Source organism: Oceanobacillus halophilus (genome assembly GCF_003628505.1).
GTDB classification, from domain to species: Bacteria; Bacillota; Bacilli; order Bacillales; family Amphibacillaceae; genus Oceanobacillus; species Oceanobacillus halophilus.
The window spans coordinates 762051-786558 of the sequence record NZ_RBZP01000001.1 but is presented as its reverse complement, the minus strand read 5'-3'; the positions used below and the strand labels follow the sequence as shown (position 1 = coordinate 786558).

Here is a 24508-nt window from a genome sequence, read left to right as displayed (position 1 = left end):
CGGAAATACACGAAGACTTCTGTGGTAGCAAAAGTAAAGGTGATTCTCCTTAAGACGCGATAGCACAAGGAGACACAAACGAAAGTAGTTGTCATTCGAAAAAAAACTATAGCATATTGTTGCTAATGAAGTAGTTTAGTTGAATAGATAATAAGGGTGGTGTAGTGGTTTTGGCTGTTGATGATGTAACGAATGTTCACTTCATGAAAGAATTTGTAGATATTGAAGGTCATAAAAATGGGTTATTTATCGAGTCGACGGATTTCGAGAATCCCGTTCTTTTATTTTTGCATGGAGGACCTGGGTTTCCGCAATATCCTATCATTAAACAATCTGGACTTTCGTGGGAAGATAGTTTTACAATATGTTATTGGGAACAAAGAGGTACAGGTATGTCTTATAACCCATCAACTCAAGGTGACCTTACATTAGAACGGTTAATCTCGGATGCATTGAAAATATCAAATTATCTCAGGGAAAAGTTTAACAAGAAAAAGATTTACATTTGTGGTCACTCTTTTGGCACATTACTAGCTAGTATTGTTGTTAGTCGATATCCTCAGTATTTTCATGCTTATATTGGTGTGGGGCAGTTTGGAAGACATTTTGAATCTAACAGAGATACATATGAATTTTTGTTGGAAACAGCGATTAAAAAAGGGGACAAAAGGGCAGAGAAGGATATTCGTTCCGTTACGTTCGATAAAGATTTTTATAAGAATCAGGGTTTTCGTAGAATTCTAGGGAAATATCTCAATAAATTTGGTGGGGGAGTGAAGAGAACAGGATATTCCAATTGGCAAGGCATTAAAGACCTACTCACTTGCAGAAAATATTCATGGAAAGAGCGTTTAAATATACCAAGTGGGATTTATTATAGTTATGACGCATTAAGTGAGATAATGGCAAAAGCTGATGCTGCATTAATGGCACCTCGTTATGACGTTCCTGTTGTAATCATACATGGTATGCATGATTACCAAACTTCTTACAAAGAGGCCAGGAGATTTTATAAAAAAATAGAGGCACCATCAAAAAACTTCTATACTTTTGAGGACTCCGCTCATTCTCCGTTTATCGAAGAAAAAGAGAAGTTTTTACAAATTCTGCAAACAGATGTATTGAATATAAGTAGTAACTAAATCGTGAAAAACTTAAGCTATTGTAATTATAGCAGCGTACTAAAATAAAGAACTCAGAAGTAAATCTGAGTCTTTTAATGCAAGAAACTTAGAATTTAAAATCATGCAAGATAGTCATTCATTACCTTTTTTACATAAATTTGTGTTTCTTTAAAAGGAGGAATACCCTGATATTTATCGACATTTCCAGGGCCTGCATTGTATGCCGCAAGAGCAAGTTCTGTGTTTCCATTATAACGTTGCAACATCTGGGTTAGATATTTTGTGCCACCTTCAATATTCTGTTTGGCATCAAAAGAATTGGTTACCCCTAGTGCTCTAGCTGTAGAAGGCATTAATTGCATCAGCCCTTGTGCACCGGCAGAACTCTTGGCAAAAGCATTATAATTAGATTCGTTCTTAATAACGGCGTGTATCAGATTCTGATCAATCCCATATTTGGAAGCTGCTTCTTGAACTTCTGATTGATAAGATGTAGTAATAGGTACATTCTTCATTGGTGGGAATATCATGGGATCTGAACCATTCATCATTTTGTTTTGTTTCATGACAGCTTGATCGATTTTTTCCTGAAGTAATTGTTTAAACGCAGCATCTGCCATAGGGGAAACTTCTGAGGCAGTGTTGGTTCTTGATGTCATTAAGGACATTGCCTGTAATTGCATGAGTTGCTGCAAATCTCTTATTTCCATGTTAAATTTCCCCCTTATCAATCTATCATATATTTTAAGGTGAAGCGCGCTAATTAGCAAATTTAAAAGGCAAGCAATGGTTTACCAGATGATTCCAATAGATTTTGATAGAAAGCATCTTGCCCGATACAGAGAACGCGGTCACAAATACTTGTAATTTCATCCATATCATGGGAAGTATAAATAATCATTTTTTCATGTTCCGTTGCTAAAGATTTCAAATAGCTCCCAATTTCCTTTCGCGATTTTAAGTCAATGCCAGCGGTAGGTTCATCAAGTAATAGCAATTCTGGATCATGGATTAAGCTAATTGCTAAATTGAGCTTTCTTTTCATGCCCCCTGATAAATTCTTCACTGGTTCTTTCCACTTATCCAGATTCATACTTAGACAAAGCTGTCTTAGTTCTTTGTTGTTTTTATTTTTCCAGGATAACTTTTCAAAAAAAATCATATTTTCTTCAACGGTAAAGTTATCCCAAATTGCAATGTCCTGGGGAACGAAACCAATCTTCTCTCTCAGTAATTTTCTATGCGATAAATAGTTGAGATTTTCTAAAGCAATTGTCCCTTTAGTTGGTTTAAGAAGTGTTGCCAGAATAGACAGAAGAGTGGACTTACCGGCACCATTTTCACCAACTAGACCAACAATTTCTGTTGGCTGAACCGTAAAGGAAATATCTTGAATAATTGTTTTATTGCCGTACGACTTAGACAGTGAATGTACTTCAAGCATTGTATTTCACTCCTTTTATCCTCCATAGTATAACTACTAGTAGTAATAGTAAAAGCCAAGGATTAAACCATTCTTGTTCTAGAAAACTATAGAGCGGATTGTATATTACTATCCATGGAAAACGATTGGTTAACCCGTCTATTGGTACGGTAGCCCCGCTTAGGATACTGATAAACATAGTAATAATAAATGAAAAACCATAGTAGCTCATGAGACGATGAAACATCAAACCACTAAGAAATGCACCTAAATTAATCATAAAACGGTACATGAAAAGTAATCCTATCCCCGCTAGTGTTAATGATTCATTGAGTACGTAATGAAACAAAATTACTGTGATGATGTCCACGAAGAATAATAACATAGTATATAAGAGTAAATTCCGCAAAAGAAAACTTTTTATCGAAAACCTTATAAATGGATATCGTAAGAGGAGTACGCTCTTCCTTTCTTTAATGACCCAATCAAATATTAGAAAAGTCGATAAAAGGCTAAGGACCGCCCAAATTCCCCATGTATTTACCGGAGTTATGTTGGGATCTTTACTAGCATTAGGCGTATTGGCAAATGAAAAAGTCGTCAGAAGTAAATCTTCTTCTACTTGAATATTCTTTGCCTTTTTGGTCACTTCTTCCCATGAAAATTTGATTTCAGAATCAGTGCTTAAATCATGAACTGTATGAGCAGTTTTGGATCGACCGGTTTCTTCTTGCACGAAAGAAATGATCATTTCCTTTACTGGTGTAAATGCAAAAGATAAATTAGAAGAATAACTCTTAATCAGCCAGTTTCTTTTTCCTTTTTTAATATTTTCTTCATAATCTTCTTGTATAACAAAGGCACTATCTAATTCATGGCTTTCTACTTTTTGTTTAGCTTCTGTTTCTGTAACATTAACAACCCGGAGAATGGGGGTGTTTTTGATTTTTGCGTATAGGTGATTGGCAAGAACCGTATCTTCTTCCATAACAATGCCAACTGGTATTTGGCTATCTTCTTGTATAGCCGTTATTAATTGAATAATAAATATTGTGCAAATCATTGGAAATAGCAGCCAAAAGAGGAGGCTAATTCTTTGTTTTTTCCAATGAATGAAGCGTGTTTTTATTATATCTATCAATCAATCACACGCTCCTTCCACAATGAGATTCCTACTAGGGTACTTATTGCTATCGATGCCATGATGGATATAGGCAGAAAGTCAATAAAAATCCGATTATTAAGCAACATTTCAATCAGCCAATAAAATGTTTCGTATGTAAAACTATAGGTAACCAACCCCTGCAACCATTGAGGATAGTAAATTACTGGTATTATGGCCCCACTTACAACGAGACTCATTAGTAGAACAATAGATTGTGCAAGTAAACGTAACTTATTTGATACGATAACAACTTCTATGATGGCCAGAATACCCAGTAAAGTAATACTGTAAAGGACCGTTAACATTATTCCTTTGCTATAATCAGGAACACTTAGTTCGAAATCCAATAATTTATCGATGGAGAAAAATAGGATACCACAGAATAACAAGGAACTTATCATGGATACGATTATTCTAGCAATTATTTGCTGCAGTTCGGTTACACCATATAGCCGCACTCTCTGTTTCATTCGTAAGTGACTATCTGTATATAGATAATTATAAATAATGAAAAGCCAAATGGATAGACAGATAAACCAGAAACCCATACCAAAATAGTGAAAAGGAGAGGTGGTTGCCTGATTGGTAATGTCTCTTTCATTTACTATTTGGTTCGAGCCTAAAGTATAAAAGACAAACTCTTTAAATTGTTCAAATACAAGTTCATTCCTCTGTTCATCGTTCATACCTAACTCTTTAGCGAAATAGTTAATCGTCAAGATGTTTGCTTGGGAAGCTCGAATGTGACGTGAAACACTCTCTATGATTTCACGGATCAATAAACTATCCATTTGCTTTTTAGGATTTCCTACGATTGGCAGTTCTACTGGATGGCCTTGATATAAACTTTTGGTAAACTTGTTTGGGAAAATAATATAGGCACTAATCTCATTATTGCCAATCGATTCCTGTGCTTCTTTTTCTTTCATTTTATGTACCTGAATGTATGAACCAAGTTGGGAGGATTCTTCAATTAGGTCTGTAACTAATTGGGTTTCATCTGATTCGTCGAGATCAACAATACCTATTTGAATAGGCTGCTGTTCATCTGGATAGAAGAATGAAGCGATAATGGTTATGACTAGTCCAACAGCAATAATAGGAAAGACGAAAAGAAGAGGAAGTGAGATCCACTTCCTCTTTACCTGCACTACAATATTTTTTATGAACAGTAAGATATGTTTTATTGTTTTCATGTAGGCACTTCCATTTCATTAAGAGGATCGTTATGAATTAAAATCCAGCTCCCCCAGACATAAGTCCAAATAGCCATTGCTGGAAATTAGGGGTTAATTCTAATTCGAAATAGTCCATGAGCTCGTTAGCACTCATTCCTCCCAGGTCTCTTACATTATCATCTGAAGGGACGGTAACACTGTCAATTAGTTTTCCATCAACTAAAAGTTGAAGAGAAATGATGTTACTCAAATCATCTGTCTCTACTGAAAAATGGTTTTCTGAATTCACTTGATCCTTATTGTAGGTAGAAAATCCGTCCCAATTTAGACTTCCACCTGTCATACTATCATTATAAGAAAATACTCGTTCAAAATCGCGTGTTCCATCTTCTAATGTCTCATGACCTTCATAGGAGAGGTTATATTCTCCAAAAGTTAGTTTAATAGAATCGGTTGCTTGATTATCTTCCCATGACAAGTCACCAGTGATATTCATCGTTCCTGAACTTACAGGATCTGCAAAGTCTAAGTCATAAGTAAAAGTTTGAGATGTATCCGTAAGTAATTGGGATCCTGTCATCCCAAAAGATACGAGTTCCTCAGGGTTGGGTCCGAGTTCAATTTTTAAATCACGTTGAGCGACCATGTCATTGTAAATCCATATCGTCGAAAGGAATCCATCTGTAATTTGAAAATCTTGAATACCATCCTTTATTTCCTTTATTCCCGTTTCAAATTCAGTAATCATAAGATCCATCTCATCGTTTAAGGCAGGTCCTCCTACTTGACCAGCAGCAAGTTGTTCTTTTAATAAATCTTTTAATTTCTCATCTGATTCCATTTTTTCTAGAATAGTAGTTAATAAGTCTATTACTTGCTGTTCAGAGAGATGAAGCTCGATTTTTTCAGCGTTAAGTGATTCTCCATTCACATCAATTGTTTCCTCAGAGGAGCTAAAAGCATCATCTGGAAGTTCTTTATATATCATTTCTCCGTATTCTGTTTTGAGGTATTCCATATCTACTTCACTAATAACTGAATTTCCTTCAAAGAGAGAATCTAATTCTAACGTTTCCTCTCCGGTAAAAGTCATAGGGTCCAATTCATGTAAAAGTGGTCCTAAATCTTTATCCATTACTTGTAGATATTCTTCAATAAATGGTAATCCAAGCATTACTTTCTCATCTGTTACGTATGCACTTAACCCATCAATTTTCATTCCCGAAAAGTCTAAAGAGATGTCACTCGCTAACTGTTTGCTTTCCATATCTGCCTGAGCAGTAATAGAAATACTTGAATTATTAATGAACTGTGCTGGGTCTACCGTCTGATAACCATCTGAACCAGTTGGACCACTGTATTCAGCTGATAGCTCTAATGTTTGTTCCGTTGGATTCTCATAAGATTGGTCACTCCATTCTAACTCTGGTTCGTACCGTTCCTTCATCTTGTCTTCCAGATAATCCAGCGTATTCTTTTCTGCTAAAAAGTAGTTTTGTTTCGGAGAGGCGTTATTTGATATTACAAACGCAGCTACACTCCCGCCAATAACTAAAACTGCAACTATAGCAATAGCTATAATTCCTTTACTGACCCCTTTTTTCTTGTATGATTGTTCCACAGTATTTCCCCTTTCAAAGTATCTCTTTCTAATGTATTTATGTATTCTTTAAAACATACTACTGTGTCCTCACTTTTTATATCACTTCATGTTATCCTAGTCAAACAGTACTTTGGCCTTATTCAAGTTATATAAGTTATAATGATAGCTAGGTTTACGTTTTATGGTTGATTCTTTAGACCTATAAATGTAACTATTGAAGATCATTGTTGCCTATCATTTATTTTAACATAGGTTATAATGATTATTTTCATCTTTTAGGCTTTTTTAATATTTTTGCACTTATAAATTGTTGTAGGTGATAGAAAGCCCAGTACAGTAAAAGTTAGTTTGCAGGGTGAAAGCCTCATTACTTAAAGAAAAGTACACTAACATGAATATTCAGTTATGTTGCTTTCTAGACCTTATAATAATTGTAGGTATTAGATTTTAAAAAAATTGGGGTGTTACGATGCAAATTCGTGAAATAGTGGAAAAAGATAATCAAAGAATGGAACAGATAATTAAGCAATCCTTGGAATCCTTTGATCTGGATATTCGAGGAACCGCATACTTTGACCCTCAACTTGGTGAACTCGCACAATTTTACAAGCGACAACCCTATGCAAAATATTGGGTAGTTGTAAATAATCAAGACGAAGTGGTTGGTGGGGTAGGAATTGGTCCGTTCGGGAATCAGGAGAAGATCTGTGAGCTGCAAAAGCTTTACATTGCTCCAGAAGCTCAAAGGAAAGGATTAGCAAAGCAATTAATGAAGGTCGCTCTAAACTTTGCTAAACAGCACTATACATATTGTTATTTAGAAACATTTGAAAAACTCCAAGAAGCAAATCGTCTGTATGATTTATTTGGTTTTGAACAACGTGAAAGTCCCTTAGATGAATCCGAGCACAATGCCTGTGATACCTGGTATATAAAAAAGTTATAGATGCAAAATTACATGACAAATAATATGATTTTTAAAGATAAGGAATGGTGATGTAATGACAAAGCCGAAAGTGGGTATGGTAGGTTTGGGGGCTATTGCTCAAAAAGCGTATCTGCCAATTCTTACAAATGAAACTGACTGGGATTTCGTTGGGGCTTTTTCCCCGAGCAAAGATAAAAGAACAAAGTTATGTAAGCAATATCGTATTCAGGATTATTCCAGTTTATCAGCTTTGGCTTCATCCTGTGATGCAGTGTTCGTACATAGCTCAACATCCTCTCACTATGAAGTAATATCAGAACTCCTGAGCAAAGGGAAGGATATCTATGTGGATAAACCTCTAGCATCTACTATTAATGATGCTGAAAAACTTGTTAAACAAAGCAATAAACTTGGAAGGAAACTGATGGTGGGCTTTAATCGCCGATTTGCTCCTATGTATATAGAAGCTAAACAAATGGCCAATCATTTAGAATGGGGAAGTATGGAAAAACATAGATCTAATAAAATTGGTCCTTATTCCTATGATTTTACCATGTTGGATGATTACATCCATGTAGTTGATACGATTCGGTGGTTGGCGGGGGAGGAAAAGTTAAAACTAGCGTATAGCAACATGAAAGTTAATAAAGATAATCAGCTTCAACATGCTCAGCATATATTTGAATCAGACAACCGTACGATGTTTCAAACTGCAATGCACCGAAATGCGGGAAGTAATTTAGAACAATTAGAGCTTTATGCAGAGGGAGTCACCATACGTATTAAAAATATGCATACAGTTGAAATCGAAAAAAATAACAGAAAAACTATTCAAACACCTCCATCGTGGGACAGTGTATTAAAGCAAAGAGGTTTTGAAGGTGCTGTTTATCATTTTATTCAATGTCTCAATAACGATGAAAATCCAAAAATTGATGGATTAGAAGCGTTAAGAACCCAAATGGCGGTAACTGAATTGATATAAAAGTGATACTCTCGTAGAAAACTGCGTAACTATAAGAAAACGACCATCAAAATCTTTCAAGATGGTCGTTTGAACGTTGTGTTTTCTATAGGGGTAGGATAAAATTTCTAAATGTTAGTTTCCTGCTTGTTTTACACCTTGTTCTAATGCTTCAATCATTTCCTGTTTTTCTTGCTCGTCAGATTGCTTCCAAATTAATTCAAATAGAACACCTAGTCCAGGTAACATTTTTTCCTCTCCGCCTTGTATTGCATCGACAATAGTAGCTTCTAATTCGTCTTGATTATTATTTGTTATATTATGCAAGATGGCTTTGCGAATATTTAAATCCATTTGTTCCACTCCTTTCCTTCCAAATTAAAACTTAAGGATAGTTTGACCGGTACTAGTAAAAATATGTATGATGGATGGAGAAAAAATAAGAAGGATGAACCATATGATTACATCAATAAAAAATGAAAAAGTAAAAGCATGGAAAAAATTACATAAACGAAAAGAGCGTATTAATACAAATTCCTTTCTCGTAGAAGGGTTCCATTTATTGGAGGAAGCATGGAAAAGTGAGTGGCAGATCAAAGAAATCATTGCACAAGAAAATGTGGATTTACCAGCCTGGGCAGAAAGTTTTCCTGTAACATGGGTTACTGATCATGTTTTTGAACACATATCTCAGACGAAAACGCCCCAAGGGGTAGCAGCGATTATGGAAATGAAACGATTCAATAATCTAGATGGAGATTATATCTTATTGATCGATGCAATACAGGATCCAGGCAATTTAGGTACGATTATCCGCACGGCTGATGCAGCAGGTTTTGATGGTATTATTTTAGGTGATGGAACAGTGGATTTATATAATGATAAAGTTATTCGTGCGACACAAGGATCGATTTTTCATATTCCCTTACATCAAAAAAATTTACAAACATCCATTATAACACTGAAAGAGATTGGATTTTCTGTTTGGGCAACGGCACTTGATAATGCAGTAAAATACAACGAGACAGAAATAGATTCAAAAGTAGCGCTTATATTAGGGAATGAGGGTGCAGGAGTTAAAACAGCGCTTATAAAAGAAGCTGATAAAATAGTAAACATACCGATACATGGGGAAGCAGAGTCATTAAATGTAAGTATTGCCGCCGGTATTTTAATGTATTATGTGAAAGGATAGTTGCAAACTGGAGATGAATTATCTATAATGTAATATTATATGAAATCAGTGAATGAAATATACGAAAGCGTTGAACGAGCCAGATAACATTAATGAGCGAAAAAGGGAAGGAATGCCCCAGACTGAAAGCATTTCTGTCGTATGTAATGTTATTGTTTCACTCTGGAGCTGACACTTAGACCGTATGGATCATCATACGTAAAGGTGTTCCGGATTTACTCCGTTATCTTGTTTAAAGTTGGGCACAAGTGGACACTTTGTGCCAACAAGGGTGGTACCGCGAAACAAAGTCCTCGTCCCTTATTGGGATAGAGGGCTTTTTCTATTTTCATTCAAACTGTAATATAAAGGAGGCTATAACTAATGAAAGAGCAATTAGAGGCAATTCAAGCAGAAGCCTTGGAAAAAGTCGAACAGGCTAAAAATCCAAAAGAACTCCAAGAGATTCGAGTTACATATCTCGGGAAAAAAGGCTCCCTTACAAAAGTATTAAAAGGGATGGGGAAACTTTCTAAGGAAGAACGTCCTGTAGTAGGACAAATCGCTAATGTCGTTCGTGATGCCATTGCGAAAGCACTGGATGATAAAAGTGAAATGTTAGAACAGATTGCATTGGAAAAACAACTAGAATCAGAGGCAATTGATGTAACACTGCCAGGAAGACCTGTAAATGTTGGGGGTCCTCATCTTTTAACTAGTATTGTAGAAGAAATCGAGGATTTATTTATCGGAATGGGTTATGAGGTAAGAGAAGGACCAGAAGTGGAAACTGATTACTATAATTTTGAAGCTTTAAATTTACCAAAAAATCATCCGGCACGTGATATGCAAGATACCTTTTACATTACAAACGAACTACTAATGCGTACCCACACGTCTCCAGTACAAGCACGTACGATGCAGGAATACAAAGGTGAAAAGCCTTTTAAAATGATATGTCCGGGAAAAGTTTATCGCCGTGACACCGACGATGCGACACATTCCCATCAATTTACACAAATTGAAGGATTGTATGTAGATAAAAATGTGCGAATGAGCGATTTGAAAGGAACTTTAGATAAATTTGCCAAGAAGATGTTTGGCGAAGAAAGAGAAATTCGTTTAAGACCAAGTTTCTTCCCATTCACGGAGCCATCCGTTGAAATGGATATCTCCTGTAAGGTTTGTCAAGGTGCGGGATGTAGTGTCTGTAAAGGGACTGGATGGATTGAAATTCTAGGTGGTGGAATGGTTCATCCGAAAGTATTATCGATGGCCGGATATAATCCAGAAGTGTATTCAGGTTTTGCATTCGGAATGGGCCCTGAAAGAATCGCGATGCTGAAATATGGGGTCAATGATATTCGTGGATTCTATTTAAATGATAAACGATTCTTAAAACAATACCATAAGGCTTAAATGAAGGAGGGACCATCTTGTTAGTATCCTATAATTGGTTGAAAAATTATGTAGATCTTGAAGATATGACACCGGAAGAGTTAGCAGAAAAAATTACGAAATCCGGTATTGAAGTAGAAAGTGTAGAATATTTTGCAGAGAAAAGTGACCATGTAGTAGTTGGTTATGTTGCTTCATGTGAACAGCATCCAAATGCAGATAAACTAAACCTTTGTCAGGTAGATGTTGGAGATGAAACATTACAAATAATCTGTGGTGCTCCAAATATTGCGCAAGGGCAAAAAGTGGCTGTTGCTAAACCAGGTGCAAAACTACCTGGAAATATGAAAATTAAAAGGGTGAAATTACGTGGAGTAGAATCCAATGGCATGATTTGTTCTCTGCAGGAATTAGGAATGGATGAAAAATACATACCAACAGACATTGCTGAAGGTATCTTTGTCTTCCCTGAAGACGCACCAGTTGGAGACAGCGTAGTACCACTGCTAAATCTGGATGATGCTATTTTAGAATTAGATATTTTGGCTAACCGTGCTGATGCAATGAGCATGCTTGGAGTTGCTTATGAAGTAGCGGCTATTTTGGATAAAGAGGTTCAATTTCCAGATGAATCACTCCCTGTTTCAGATGAATCTGCAGAAGACTATATTTCTGTTGAGGTGGAAGCAGCTGATTTAAACCCTTATTATGGCGCATTCGTTATAAAAGATGTAGAAATTAAATCATCCCCGTTATGGATGAGAAATTATCTAATGGCTGCTGGCGTACGTCCTATCAACAATGTAGTGGATATTACCAACTATGTTTTAATGGAATACGGTCAGCCGCTTCATGCTTTTGATTATGATCGATTTTCTTCAGATAAAATCGTCGTTCGTCGTGCAGATCCAGGAGAAACAATGATTACTCTCGATAATCAGGAACGAAAATTAAATGAAGAAAGACTTGTCATTACTAATGGTAAAGAAGCAACAGCACTTGCGGGTGTGATGGGTGGAGCAAATACAGAAGTTAATAATGAAACGAAGAATGTTTTATTAGAAGCAGCTTACTTTAATGGTGGATCTATACGCAAAACCGTAAAAGCTACTGGTCTTCGCAGCGAATCTAGTACACGTTTTGAAAAAGGCGTTGATCCAAATCGTGTGAAAAAAGCTGGTATGCGTGCAAGCCATTTATTGCAGAAGTATGCAAATGGAACAGTTTTATCAGGAGTTGCTGAGTTTGATGAACTTGATAAATCTGAAAAAATAATTGTTGTGAATACGGAAGATATAAATAAGCGATTAGGTACCGATATTGCTACAAAAGAAGTAGCATCTATCCTGTCTCGTTTGCAATTTCCATATACCCAGAATAAAGATACCTTTACAATTCAAGTACCGACACGCCGTGGAGACATTACTATTTTTGAAGACATGTTAGAAGAAGTGGCAAGAATCTATGGGTATGATAAATTGCCATTTACTTTGCCAGAAGGTTCGAATCAAGCAGGCGGATTAACAGAACGCCAATTATTGAAACGCAAAATCAAGCAGCTCATGCAAAGTATTGGATTATCAGAAACACTCACTTACTCCTTAACGAACGGAGGAGATATTAAGAGGTTGATCAGTCCAGAAATAGTAGAGCAACATCCTACACCAGTTGCGCTTGCTATGCCAATGAGTGAAGAACATAAATATTTAAGGTTAAGTATTTTACCTGAAATGCTTCGTACTCTGTCTTATAATATTGCTAGAAACCAATCCAATCTTGCATACTACGAGATGGGTTCCGTGTTTATATCCGATGAAAAGGAAATCACGAAGCAGCCAAAAGAACAGTTGCGATTATCAGGAGCGCTAACTGGAAAATGGTTGGAACAGCCATGGCAGCAAGAAAAGAAAGAAGTTGATTTTTACCTTGTGAAGGGTATGGTAGAAAAATTGTTCCATTACCTTGAAATTCCGGTTCGTTTCGAGCAAGCAAGAGTGAAGGATATGCATCCAGGAAGAACGGCAATAGTGAATATAGGGGCACAGAAAGTAGGATTTATTGGCCAACTTCACCCAGGATTGGCAAAGGAATTAGATTTAAAAGAAACATATGTATTTGATCTCAATTTAGAGGCGATTTACGGTGCATATGAAAATATTCTGTCATTCCAAGATATTCCTAAGTACCCTTCTGTAGCTAGAGACATTGCTTTTATTTTAGATAAAGAGGTCTTAGCTGGAGAGGTGAAGCAAGTTATTGAAGAAGTTGGAGCACCTTTGGTAAAACATGTGCAAATTTTTGATGTATATCAAGGTGAAAATGTTCCAGAAGGTAAGAAATCAATTGCGTATAGCCTTCTATATCAAGATCCAAATAAAACATTGAAAGATAATGAAGTAGAAGAGTCTTATGAAAAGATTGTAGAAGCTGTAAATAGTAAGTTTAATGCGTACGTCCGATCATAAGAATCGTATTTACCATAAAATAATTATGTTAACACGTTAGAAATTCCTGAGGGATACTCTAATAAATGAAATGGAAAACACATTTGATTTCTCCTAGAAATCGAATGTGTTTTTTTATAGGCTTTTTCGTATATTTTGTTGCTTTTTTGAACTTTTACAGTTGATAGAGATTGTTGATTTATGTGGGGTCTTCAGACTCGTGCTTTTCCCGCAGGACAAGGAAGGCTTCGTCTGCATTACATCGCACGAAGAAAATTGGTTTTTATTTTCGAGGAGTCTCCGTATTCTGCCTCCATTATATTACATGCACTAGATATTTTTAAAGCTAAACTTCATAATTTTACCTTTAGGGTAGTTTATAAAATGTATAACAAAATTATATTAAAAAGCACAATCTTTTAGAAAAAGAGCTTTTTAATATCTCTATACGCAATAATGGTTGACTGGAAACTAAGTTAAGCAAGAGAGTCGAAAAAAGTGGAGGAGGATGTCAGATCTTTTAAGTATTTGTTAGAAAAACTCGAAACTTTTTTCATAAATAAAAACCCCTACGTATAGTATATGCAGGCACTTAGGAGAGTAGAACCAATTAATCTAAATTTCTTAAAATTGTAACTTTGGACATAAACTCTTAAACGGGCTGTAACCACAAAGCTGGGCTTGTCATGTTACGATGTGCTTGTCAAAACAAAAGGGGGAATAAGTAATGAAAAAATTAGTTGCCGTACTATTAGGACTAATCATTGCAAGTGTTTTTGCAACAACTGTATCCGCAGATGAGTATAAAGTGCAAAAAGGAGATACCCTTTGGGAGATAGCAAAAGTACATAACACTACCGTGAAAACGTTAATGGAGAATAATAATCTGAACTCATCTTTAATTTTTCCTGAGCAGGTTTTAACCATAGATGAAAATGAAGTCGAGTATTATGAAGTAGAAAAGGGAGACACATTAAGTAAAATTAGTAAAACAATTGGAGAAGATGTAACCGTTTCTAATTTAAGAGAATGGAATAACTTGTCATCTGACCTTATTCTCGTTGGCCAAGAGTTAGCTGTGAATGGACCGGTAAATACCGTCTCTTCAGAGCCGAAGAATCAGGATAAGCAGGATCAAATAGCGGAATCAGATAAATCATCTGAATCTAAAACTGTCAGCGTTGCAAGTGCAGAAGTGAAAGAAGATGATGCAAATGTAGAAAATGAATCTAAAGTAGAAAGTAAAACTACTGAGGAAGAAACTTCTACCGAACAGCAAACTCAACCGGAAGGAAAAACGTTCACAGTAGAAGCGACAGCATACACGGCATATTGTAATGGATGTTCTGGAATTACTGCAACAGGTATCAATCTGAAAGACAACCCGAATGCAAAAGTAATTGCTGTTGATCCAAACGTTATTCCACTCGGATCGAAGGTTTATGTGGAAGGCTACGGTCAAGCGATAGCAGGTGATACAGGAGGAGCGATTAAAGGCAATAAAATAGATATTCATGTACCTACAAAAGATGAAGCATATAATTGGGGGAGAAGAAGTGTACAGGTTACGATTGTGGAGTGATTAATTTTCATAAGGGTGTAAGATAAATAAGGATGACATTACAATATGGTAATTAAAAGCATAGTGTTGAAAACCAAAGAGTATATATAGCGAGTTTTAAACAACACGTTTATTTGATAAATTACAGTTAAAAGACTTAGAGAATATTTTCTCTAAGTCTTTTTATTATAGCTCTTCTCTAATAGATAGTTATTTTAGTATAACTTACTCCATATTTTGTATAGGCTATGGATATTATTAATTGAGAATAGTTTAGCTCTCGCTAAGACCTATAATTGATTTGTGCGGTCACTCGCTTCGGCAGAATACTCCACTTTCCGTAGAGTGGTTAAGCACATGAACATTGCTATGAATTCAGATTATCCACAGTTTGTTTCAATTCCGATACAGTTCATAAGCAGTCAAAAACTAAATAAAGAGGCTTTGCCTAGTTTTTATGCTGTCAAACAAATTATAAATATTTATTGGCTTTTTTAGTGTTAGCGAAATGAACTTTTGCACAAGACTGTAAAGCACCTTCGCCTTTCCTTCGAATAATTCGGGCTATAGTTTGATCCACTTTATTGGAAGCGCCTTTCGGGAGTTCAATCCCAATTTTCTCTGATAATTTATCCATTTCATTTACAAAACTCGTTCTAGCAATGATAGAGCCTGCAGCTACAGCAATTGAGTAACTTTCTGCTTTAGTCATAAAGTATGTCTTCTCTGGCAATGTTCGTTTTTCTGATTTGAGGTAATTTAGATAAACGCCGGGCTCGCAGAATTGATCAATTAAAATCCCATCATATGGTGAATCACCAGTTTTCCGCTTTAGATGGTTAATTGCGGAATGATGAAGCATGGCTTTCATTTTACCTTGGGACCAGCCTTTTTTCTGGAGTTGGTTATACTTTTCATTATGTAAAATAACCAGTGAATAGGGAATCTTTAGCCTTATTATTTCTTTAGATAGTTTTTTTATCGTAGGATCCGTTAAATTTTTACTATCCTTAATTCCCATCTCTTTTAATAATTCAATTTGTTCTTTTTCAACATAAGCAGCACCAACGGTAATTGGACCGAAATAGTCACCAGTACCAGCTTCATCTGAACCAATGTGATTGCTTGTAAATAAAGTTGGGGATGGAGTATAGATGGTTGACTTCTTGCTTTTTGCTTTTGGTTTTGTAGCAGAACCTGTCAATGATTTACTTTTATCAGTCCACTTATTTGCTTCTGTCTGAGGGGACCCTCCTTGAAAGAGCACTTTTCCCGACCTGTAGGATGTTATTACTGCGTGTTGTGTTTTTGCTCGAAATATCGCTCCTTGTGGCGTGGATGTAAGTGAATGTTGATAATAGCTTTTCATTTCATGGATAGTTTCCAATGGAAATTCAGCAACAATTTGACCCAAAATATCTCTCCTTTTCTTTCTAAAATTAGTTGATTGTTTGCAAAAAATTACTCTTGAATAATAATTGCCGTATGTAACGCGTAAACTCTAATTATATATAGACTATAGCAAAATAGGAGATATAAAGAAATACTTCTTTTTAAACCGTCCACTTCATGTTAATATAAAGTGTAGAATTCTTAAGCGGGGGGCTTTTCGCGTGACGCAGGAGAAGAAGGAACGTGTAACCGTAGATATACATAACAGATCATATACTGTAGTTGGAGATGAAGAGTCATCTACTCATGTTCGATTGGTGGCAAGCCTAGTTGACCAGAAAATGAAAGATATCCAAAGTGCAAATAAACATTTGGATACAGCGAGTCTAGCAGTACTGACTGCGCTTAATACAATGAATGATTACCTGAAATTAAAAGAAGATTATGCTAGACTGCTAGGTTCAATGAATAGGAAAGAGGATAAATAGGTTATGTTTAGTCTTATATTATTATTGAGTTTGATTTTTGGTTTCTTTAGGGGACTAAAGAGAGGCTTTATTTTACAGCTATTACATTTGCTTAGTTTCATCATAGCATTTGTGGTTGCTGCAATGTATTATGATGAGATTGGGCCAAAACTTGCTTTATGGATACCCTATCCAGAATTATCGGATGAAAGTGCATGGGCTGCTTTTCTGCAAGCATTGCCTTTAGAAAATGCTTTTTATAATGCGATAGCATTTGCTTTAATTTTCTTTGCTGTGAAAATTATTCTTCAAATAGTTGCGTCCATGCTTGATTTTGTAGCATCCATACCAATTATTAATTCTGTTAATAAGTTATTAGGCGGTGTTCTAGGGTTTGTTGAGTTTTATTTAGTTGTATTTATCATTTTATACATACTTGCGTTAACTCCCGTTCAAACCGTTCAAGACTGGATTAATGGTTCAACCGTTGCATTATATATATTGGAACAAACTCCTTATTTTTCAGAAAAGATCTTGGAATTATGGTTTGCGTATATAGGCGAGGAATAAGTACTTGATTATTTTCAGCCCCATCCTTTAAAGACTGATTCATCTTATTAGTGATACCATTGTATGTCATGTACAATAGTATTAAAATAAGGAATCAGTCTTTTCATTTGGAACGGAATCAAATCAATTTAAAAAATTGTTTACGTAAGGCTATTTATCTAAAAAGTTTTTGCTTTTTGCACATAATTTGTTCCGTATTTTCTATAGACTGTGAATTACTTTAATTAAAGATAAATGTAGTGCCTTGTTGATTTCCTCTCCGGACAGTCGCTTTCCGCGGGCGGCTGATGAGCCTCCTCGTGCTACCGCACTGCGGGGTCTCACCAGCTCCCCGCGGAAAGCGTAGTGTATTTCCGTAGCGAAGACTAAGCAGTATTCTTAATAAATTTATTCGGAGTTTCTATCAACTGTGAAAAAGCAACTAAACGTATGAAAGAGGCCTTATGACAACTGAAAGAAAAGGTGAAAGATATGTCTGTAAATAAAAAAGATGTTATAAAGTTACTTGAAAAAATTGCTATATATTTAGAGTTGAAAGGTGAAAATCCTTTTAAAATTTCTGCTTACCGAAGAGCGGCGCAAGTGTTGGAACGAGACGAGCGTTCTCTAGCAGATATCAATGATTTTACTAAAATAAAAGGAATTGGCAAAGGAACTAGCGCGGTAATTGTAGAATACATAGAAAATGGACAATCAGAAGTTCTGCAGGAGTTGGAAGAAGAAATTCCAAGTGGTTTAGTTCCTTTATTAAACCTTCCGGGTATGGGAGGGAAAAAATTAGCCAAACTGTACCAGGAACTCCATGTGACAGATGCAGAGTCATTGAAAAAAATGTGTGAAAATGGGGAAGTAGAAAAACTAGCAGGATTTGGAAAGAAGACGGCAGAGAAAATTCTATCTGCATTAAATGAAGCAGGGAGCCGTCCAGAAAGATTACCAATTTCATTGGTTATTCCAGTAGCTGAAAGTATCGAATCTTATTTGAATAATTTGAAAGATGTAGAAGTTTTTTCACTTGCTGGAAGCTTGCGCAGGATGAGAGAAACGATAAAGGATATTGACTTTATCATTGCAACAGAAAATCCGGCATCTGTTAGAGAGCAACTTCTTGACATACCAAATATAAAAGAAGTAATTGCAAAAGGATATACAAAAGTATCTGTAACGATTGATGATGTGTACGATATTAATGTTGATTTCCGTTTAGTATCCAAAGATGAGTATCCAACAACATTACATCATTTTACTGGATCAAAAGAACATAACGTCGCCATGAGACAATTAGCTAAATCACGAGGTGAAAAAATTAACGAGTACGGAGTAGAGGTTGAAGAAACGAATGAGGTTCTTACCTTTTCAAGTGAAGAGGAATTCTTTAAACATTTTGGTTTAACCTATGTTCCTCCAGAAGTCCGAGAAAATAAAGGAGAAGTGGAAGCATTTAAGAATAGTTATCCCCTTATCAATCTGGGGGATATTAAAGGTGACCTTCACATGCATACAATGTATAGTGATGGTGCTCAATCCATTGAAGAAATGGTGAATCAGGTTCGAAGTAAGGGATATTCTTATATGGCAATTACGGACCATTCTAAATATTTGCGGGTTGCAAATGGATTGGATGAAGCGCGTCTCCGAAAACAAAGAGAAGTTATTAGAGAGTTAAATGAAAAATATAACGATATCCATATTTTTGCAGGAGTAGAAATGGACATTTTGCCGGATGGCAGTTTGGACTTTACGGATGAATTTTTAAAAGAAATGGACTTTGTCATTGGTGCTATACATTCTAGTTTCAACCAAACCGAAGAACAGATTATGTATCGTTTGTTTACAGCTTTAGAAAATCCTTATGTGTCCTTAATTGCTCATCCAACCGGAAGATTAATTGGCAGACGAGATGGTTATAAAGTAAATGTAGACAAACTCTTACAGAAAGCCAAGGAAACGGACACTGCTTTAGAAATTAACGCAAATCCAAATCGCTTGGATTTATCAGCGGATTGGGTAAGGAAGGCACAGGAATTAGGTGTAACGTTAGCGATAAATACGGATGCACACAGTTATCATATGTTAGAGCATATGAAATATGGTGTTGGAACCGCTAGAAGAGGGTGGATTCGTAAAGATACCGTTTTAAATACTTGGGATAAAGAGAAATTAATGAACTATTTTAATCGAAACAAATAAATGAGGATGTTTAAAAAAAGTGAGTAATGGACAAATGGAACAGATGTAATCCAACTGTTAATTTCCTGGATTATACGATCCTTCTATTTGAACAACTATCAAAGGAGTTACAAAGCATGAATGAGCGCGTCCTTCGTGTATTAGAATTTCATAAAATTATAGAACAATTAACCGATAACGCAGCAACTTCGATTGGAAAGGATTATGCTTCGAAGCTGAAGCCACTCTCTCAACTAGAAGATGTTGTAAGATTACAGAATGAAACGGATGAAGCTTCACAAATTATCCGTTTAAATAAAACGATTCCTTTAGGTGGAATTTCGGACATTCGAATGAGTATAAAACGCAGTGTGATTGGTGGAGTCCTTTCCACTGGTGAATGTTTGGATGTAGCCAATACTATTTATGGTGGACGTCAAGTGAAGAACTTTATTGAAAACCTGGAAGAGGAATTTCCAATTTTACAAGAATTTGTCGAGCGAATTGCCCCGTTACGTGAACTAGAAAGGGAAATAAAAAACTGTATCGATGATCACGGGCAAGTCATGGACAGTGCGACGTCTCAATTGCGTAGCATACGCAGTTCCATTCGTACCTTTGAGTCAAGAGTTCGTGAAAAATTGGAAAGTTATACCAGGTCTAATAGCAAGATGCTATCTGATGCTATTGTAACGATTCGTAACGACCGCTATGTATTACCCGTAAAACAAGAATATCGTGGAGCGATTGGTGGAATTGTTCATGACCAGTCTTCTTCAGGACAAACACTCTTCATGGAACCGAAAGCAGTAGTAGAATTAAATAATCAATTACAAGCAGCATATGTGAAAGAAAAACAGGAAATAGATCGCATATTAAAAGATCTAAGTTCCTTAATAGCAGAGCAGCATATGTTCTTAACAGAAAATATATCAATTTTAGCAGAAATTGATTTTATTCATGCAAGAGCTCTTTTAGGGAGTCAAATGAAAGCAGCGAAACCCAAAATGAATGATCAAGGAATCATCAAGATGAGACAAGCCAGACACCCGCTCATCCCAGCAGATGAAGTTGTAGCAAATGATATTGAGATTGGAAAGACATATACCTCTATTGTCATTACTGGTCCAAATACAGGTGGTAAAACCGTCACACTAAAAATGGTAGGGTTATGTACGTTAATGGCACAATCAGGATTACAAATACCAGCTCTAGACGGCTGTGAACTTGCTGTATTTAAAGAAGTGTTTGCAGATATTGGCGATGAACAATCCATCGAACAAAATCTAAGTACATTTTCCTCGCATATGACTAATATCGTTGAAATTATCAAATATGTAGATCATGAATCCCTTGTGTTGTTTGATGAACTTGGTTCAGGCACTGACCCAGGGGAAGGTGCTGCACTGGCTATGTCTATCTTGGATGAGGTGATTGGTAGAGATGCACGTATTATTGCTACGACTCACTACCCAGAATTAAAAGCGTATGGTTATAATCGAGATAAGGTTATCAATGCATCCGTTGAGTTTGATGTGGAAACATTACAGCCAACGTATCGTCTACTTATTGGAATTCCAGGAAGAAGTAATGCTTTTGAGATTTCCAAACGCTTAGGATTAGATGAGCAGATAATTGAGCAAGCAAAAGGCTTAATTGGTGTCGATTCGAAAAGTGTAGAAAATATGATTGCCTCACTAGAGGAGTCGCAAATTTCAGCAGAAAAAGACTATGAAAAAGCACACGAAATATTACGGGAAAGTGAAACCCTTCGTGATCAATTGGATAAAGAATGGAAACAATTCCAGCATAAACGGGAAGAACTGTTCAAAAAAGCCGAAATGAAGGCTGAGAAAGCTGTAAGCAAAGCTCGTGAAGAGGCCGAATCGATTGTAGAAGAAATTCGTAAAATGAAAGCAAGTGTGAACATAAAAGAACATGAGTGGATTGAAGCAAAGAAAATGCTGGAAGAGGCTAAGCCAACCCTTGCGAATAAACAAGAGGCGCAAACGTCTCAACCAAAAGAAAGTAAAGCACTTTATCCTGGTGATGAGATAAAATTGCTTACTGTGAATCAAAAAGGAGAAGTATTGGAAAAAGTCAGTGAGAATGAATACCTAGTTCAAGTCGGTATTATGAAAGTGAAAGTAAAGAGACAGGATCTCCAGTTGCTTGGCAAACCAAAACCAACCTATGAAAAACCAGTAGCAACTATAAAAGGTACGGAATATCACGTGAAAACAGAACTCGATTTACGTGGGGAAAGATACGAAGATGCCTTATTAAAACTAGAAAAATATATCGATGATAGCTTGCTTGCTGGTTATCCAAAAGTCTCCATTATTCATGGAAAAGGGACTGGAGCCCTTCGAAAAGGAGTTCATGAGTTTGTAAAAAAACATCCAAGTATTGCCTCTTCTAGACCAGGCTCAGGTGGTGAGGGAGGTAGCGGAGTTACAGTGATTGAATTCCGGTAAAAATCAAGGGATGGTTTACCACATCTATATAATCTCATGCAGAAGTGGACTTATTGGGTGTGGTAAATCTCAAAGAAGGAGGGTGTGTGGAAATGGAAGCATTTTGGGATAATGTTGTTGTACTAACTGCTGCAAGGTATAGTGTTGTCGTTCTCTGTACAATGGTTTTTCTTGCACTTTTTGAGGTAGTTACCTCTTATAAAAATTGGGAAGAAATAAAAAAAGGAAACTTTGCTGTTGCAATGGCTACTGGAGGAAAGTTGTTTGGAATCGCCACTATATTCCGTTATTCAATAGAGCATAACGATACTATTCTTCAAAGTGTAGGCTGGGGGGCATTTGGTTTCGTAATGTTGTTATTTGGATATTTTATTTTCGAATTTTTAACACCGACCATTAAAGTGGATGAAGAAATAGGAAAAGGGAACAAAGCAGTAGGTTTTATGTCCATGATGATATCAATGGGGTTAGGCTTTGTTATAGGTGCTAGTATTTTATAAGGGGGAAGTTTCATGGTTTTTGAAAGATTAGCGAAAATATTAATTGTCGTTGCTATTATTTTTATAATTGCTGGTATTGTGTACTTTTTATAAGGTGTTTTAGTGAAACAAAGAGATAAATGTAATTTTTTCTAAAATAAATTAAATAAAATTTCTAAAAATAGAAATTTATCGGTATAATGATTATAATAAGATAATAAGGAGGTATGTAAATGGAAAATAAGAGATGGCATAATCATTATCCGAATGAAATTCCAACAAGCATCGAGTATGTCGAAAAGCCTTTGCAAGTTTTTTTGGAAGAGAGTGTACAGCGTCATGGCGAAGAGAAAGCTATTCATTTCATGGGCAAAGAAATGACTTACAATGAGGTCTATTCGCAATCCCAAAAAATGGCAAACTATTTACAATCACTCGGCTTAAACAAAGGAGATAAAGTAGCTATCATGCTTCCTAATAGCCCACAATCAGTAATTGGCTATTATGGGACATTGATGGCGGGTGGGGTAGTAGTGCAGACAAATCCGTTATATACGGAGAGGGAGCTTGAATTCCAACTGATTGATTCTGAGGCAAAATTTATCATCTGCCTGGATATATTAGTTCCTAGAGTAACGAATGTACGAGGAAGGACGCACTTGGAACATACGATTGTAACAGGTATAAAAGACTATTTGCCTTTCCCGAAGAATTTAATATATCCTTTTATACAAAAACGAGAATACAACATGGTTGTGAAAGTCGAGCAAACTGAAGACACGCATGTATGGAAACATTTGATGGAGATGGCTGCTACAGATTATCTGGAGCCTGAAATTAAGCCGAAAGAAGATTTAGCATTGCTGCAGTACACAGGTGGAACAACTGGTAATCCAAAAGGTGTTATGTTAACTCATTATAACTTGGTATCTAATGTACAAATGTGTGAGGCGTGGCTATATAAGACGAAAGATTCTAGACAATCCACATTAGCGGTACTTCCATTCTTTCATGTTTATGGTATGACTACTGTAATGAACTTTTCCGTGATGCAAGGATCCAAGATGATTTTAATGCCTAAATTTAATCCTAATGACGTTTTGAAAACGATTTCAAAAGAGAAGCCAACACTATTCCCGGGAGCTCCGACAATTTATATTGGTCTATTAAATCATCCAGACTTACACAAATATGATTTATCCTCCATTGAAGCGTGTATAAGTGGTTCCGCACCATTGCCACATGAAGTGCAAGAGCAATTTGAGAAAGTTACAGGAGGCCGTTTGGTGGAAGGATATGGGCTAACAGAATCATCACCAGTAACACATGCTAATTTTGTATGGAATAAAAGAGTAAACGGCAGTATTGGAGTTCCATGGCCTGACACCGATGCAAAAATATTCCGCGCAGATACTGATTTAGAAGAAGCTGATATAGGTGAAGTTGGAGAACTTGCAGTTAAAGGGCCACAAATAATGAAAGGATATTGGAAAAATCCTGAAGAGACCGAGAAAGTCTTAAAAGACGGTTGGTTATTTACAGGAGATTTAGGTTATATGGATGAAGACGGTTATTTTTATATTGTCGATCGTAAGAAAGATATGATTATTGCTGGTGGTTATAATATTTATCCTAGAGAAGTTGAAGAAGTATTATATGAACATGAAGCTATTCAAGAAGCTGTCGTTGCTGGTATTCCTGATCCGTACCGAGGAGAAACGGTAAAAGCATATGTGGTATTAAAAGAAGGATCGAATGTGACGGAAGATGAATTAAATGCTTTTGCACGTGAGAATCTTGCTGCATATAAAGTTCCTAGAATTTATGAGTTCCGTTCTGAATTACCAAAAACAGCTGTTGGAAAAATATTAAGAAGGAGATTAGTAGATGAAGAGAAAGAAAAATTAAGTAAAGTGTAAGGCTCTCTCTTTTTTAAGAGATTTTTGGACAGGCTTAGTATTGACATACTTGGTCAGTATCCTTTAGTATTAG

General features: G+C 36.1%; 20 protein-coding genes. 13 read left to right on the top strand and 7 right to left on the bottom strand.

The features are described from left to right. Positions 1-170 precede the first annotated feature (170 nt). On the top strand, positions 171-1142 hold the full coding sequence (locus D8M06_RS04000) for an alpha/beta fold hydrolase (protein WP_241558798.1): 972 nt from the start codon (positions 171-173) through the stop codon (positions 1140-1142). Between the two features lie 101 nt (positions 1143-1243). Here the strand turns inward: D8M06_RS04000 and D8M06_RS03995 are convergent, their stop codons facing one another. The 5 genes from D8M06_RS03995 to D8M06_RS03975 all read right to left on the bottom strand — a co-directional run bounded on the left by D8M06_RS03995 (position 1244) and on the right by D8M06_RS03975 (position 6511). Beyond that, entirely contained in the window at positions 1244-1834 is a 591-nt protein-coding gene (locus D8M06_RS03995; protein ID WP_121203039.1) for a lytic transglycosylase domain-containing protein, read from the bottom strand. A 62-nt stretch (positions 1835-1896) separates the two neighbouring features. Then, positions 1897-2568: an ABC transporter ATP-binding protein gene (locus D8M06_RS03990; protein ID WP_121203038.1), complete on the bottom strand. Its 672-nt coding sequence runs from the start codon at positions 2566-2568 to the stop codon at positions 1897-1899. Further along, complete coding sequence (locus tag D8M06_RS03985) at positions 2561-3688, bottom strand: ABC transporter permease (protein WP_121203037.1); 1128 nt, start codon at positions 3686-3688, stop codon at positions 2561-2563. The genes D8M06_RS03990 and D8M06_RS03985 overlap by 8 nt, the downstream gene beginning before the upstream one ends. Continuing rightward, complete coding sequence (locus tag D8M06_RS03980) at positions 3685-4908, bottom strand: ABC transporter permease (protein ID WP_121203036.1); 1224 nt, start codon at positions 4906-4908, stop codon at positions 3685-3687. Before D8M06_RS03980 ends, D8M06_RS03985 begins: the two co-directional genes overlap by 4 nt. Positions 4909-4945: 37 nt before the next feature. Then, on the bottom strand, positions 4946-6511 hold the full coding sequence (locus tag D8M06_RS03975) for a DUF6583 family protein (RefSeq protein ID WP_241558796.1): 1566 nt from the start codon (positions 6509-6511) through the stop codon (positions 4946-4948). Positions 6512-6962: 451 nt separating this feature from the next. Between D8M06_RS03975 and D8M06_RS03970 the strand changes: the two genes are divergently transcribed. Continuing rightward, positions 6963-7439 (top strand): GNAT family N-acetyltransferase, encoded by a 477-nt coding sequence (locus D8M06_RS03970; protein WP_121203035.1) that lies wholly within the window; start codon positions 6963-6965, stop codon positions 7437-7439. Between the two features lie 55 nt (positions 7440-7494). Continuing rightward, positions 7495-8406 carry a Gfo/Idh/MocA family protein gene (locus D8M06_RS03965; RefSeq protein WP_121203034.1) on the top strand — a complete coding sequence of 304 codons (912 nt, stop codon included), beginning with the start codon at positions 7495-7497 and terminating at the stop codon, positions 8404-8406. Between the two features lie 114 nt (positions 8407-8520). On the opposite strand, the gene sspI is transcribed toward D8M06_RS03965, so the two are convergent. Continuing rightward, a complete protein-coding gene (gene sspI / locus D8M06_RS03960) occupies positions 8521-8739 on the bottom strand; it encodes a small acid-soluble spore protein SspI (RefSeq protein ID WP_121203033.1) in 219 nt (72 codons plus the stop codon). A gap of 103 nt (positions 8740-8842) precedes the next feature. On the opposite strand from sspI, the gene D8M06_RS03955 reads away from it, so the two are divergent. From D8M06_RS03955 to D8M06_RS03935, 4 genes are all read left to right on the top strand, one after another. Further along, positions 8843-9580: a TrmH family RNA methyltransferase gene (locus tag D8M06_RS03955; RefSeq protein WP_121203032.1), complete on the top strand. Its 738-nt coding sequence runs from the start codon at positions 8843-8845 to the stop codon at positions 9578-9580. A 363-nt stretch (positions 9581-9943) separates the two neighbouring features. Beyond that, positions 9944-10978 (top strand): phenylalanine--tRNA ligase subunit alpha, encoded by a 1035-nt coding sequence (pheS, locus tag D8M06_RS03950; protein WP_121203031.1) that lies wholly within the window; start codon positions 9944-9946, stop codon positions 10976-10978. 17 nt (positions 10979-10995) lie between these two features. Beyond that, positions 10996-13422: a phenylalanine--tRNA ligase subunit beta gene (gene pheT, locus D8M06_RS03945; protein ID WP_121203030.1), complete on the top strand. Its 2427-nt coding sequence runs from the start codon at positions 10996-10998 to the stop codon at positions 13420-13422. A gap of 706 nt (positions 13423-14128) precedes the next feature. Next, complete coding sequence (locus D8M06_RS03935; protein ID WP_121203028.1) at positions 14129-14983, top strand: LysM peptidoglycan-binding and 3D domain-containing protein; 855 nt, start codon at positions 14129-14131, stop codon at positions 14981-14983. A gap of 451 nt (positions 14984-15434) precedes the next feature. Here the strand turns inward: D8M06_RS03935 and rnhC are convergent, their stop codons facing one another. After that, positions 15435-16376: a ribonuclease HIII gene (gene rnhC, locus D8M06_RS03930; RefSeq protein WP_121203027.1), complete on the bottom strand. Its 942-nt coding sequence runs from the start codon at positions 16374-16376 to the stop codon at positions 15435-15437. A gap of 199 nt (positions 16377-16575) precedes the next feature. Between rnhC and zapA the strand changes: the two genes are divergently transcribed. The 6 genes from zapA to D8M06_RS03900 all read left to right on the top strand — a co-directional run bounded on the left by zapA (position 16576) and on the right by D8M06_RS03900 (position 24435). Beyond that, on the top strand, positions 16576-16842 hold the full coding sequence (zapA, locus tag D8M06_RS03925) for a cell division protein ZapA (RefSeq protein WP_121203026.1): 267 nt from the start codon (positions 16576-16578) through the stop codon (positions 16840-16842). A 3-nt stretch (positions 16843-16845) separates the two neighbouring features. Continuing rightward, the gene (locus tag D8M06_RS03920; RefSeq protein ID WP_121203025.1) at positions 16846-17391 is read left to right on the top strand and encodes a CvpA family protein; all 546 of its coding nucleotides are present in this window, start codon (positions 16846-16848) and stop codon (positions 17389-17391) included. 471 nt (positions 17392-17862) lie between these two features. Further along, positions 17863-19581: a DNA polymerase/3'-5' exonuclease PolX gene (gene polX, locus D8M06_RS03915; protein WP_121203024.1), complete on the top strand. Its 1719-nt coding sequence runs from the start codon at positions 17863-17865 to the stop codon at positions 19579-19581. A 116-nt stretch (positions 19582-19697) separates the two neighbouring features. Further along, positions 19698-22037 carry an endonuclease MutS2 gene (locus tag D8M06_RS03910; RefSeq protein WP_121203023.1) on the top strand — a complete coding sequence of 780 codons (2340 nt, stop codon included), beginning with the start codon at positions 19698-19700 and terminating at the stop codon, positions 22035-22037. A gap of 92 nt (positions 22038-22129) precedes the next feature. Further along, complete coding sequence (locus D8M06_RS03905) at positions 22130-22537, top strand: DUF350 domain-containing protein (protein WP_121203022.1); 408 nt, start codon at positions 22130-22132, stop codon at positions 22535-22537. Between the two features lie 212 nt (positions 22538-22749). Beyond that, entirely contained in the window at positions 22750-24435 is a 1686-nt protein-coding gene (locus D8M06_RS03900; RefSeq protein WP_121203021.1) for a long-chain-fatty-acid--CoA ligase, read from the top strand. Positions 24436-24508 lie beyond the last annotated feature (73 nt).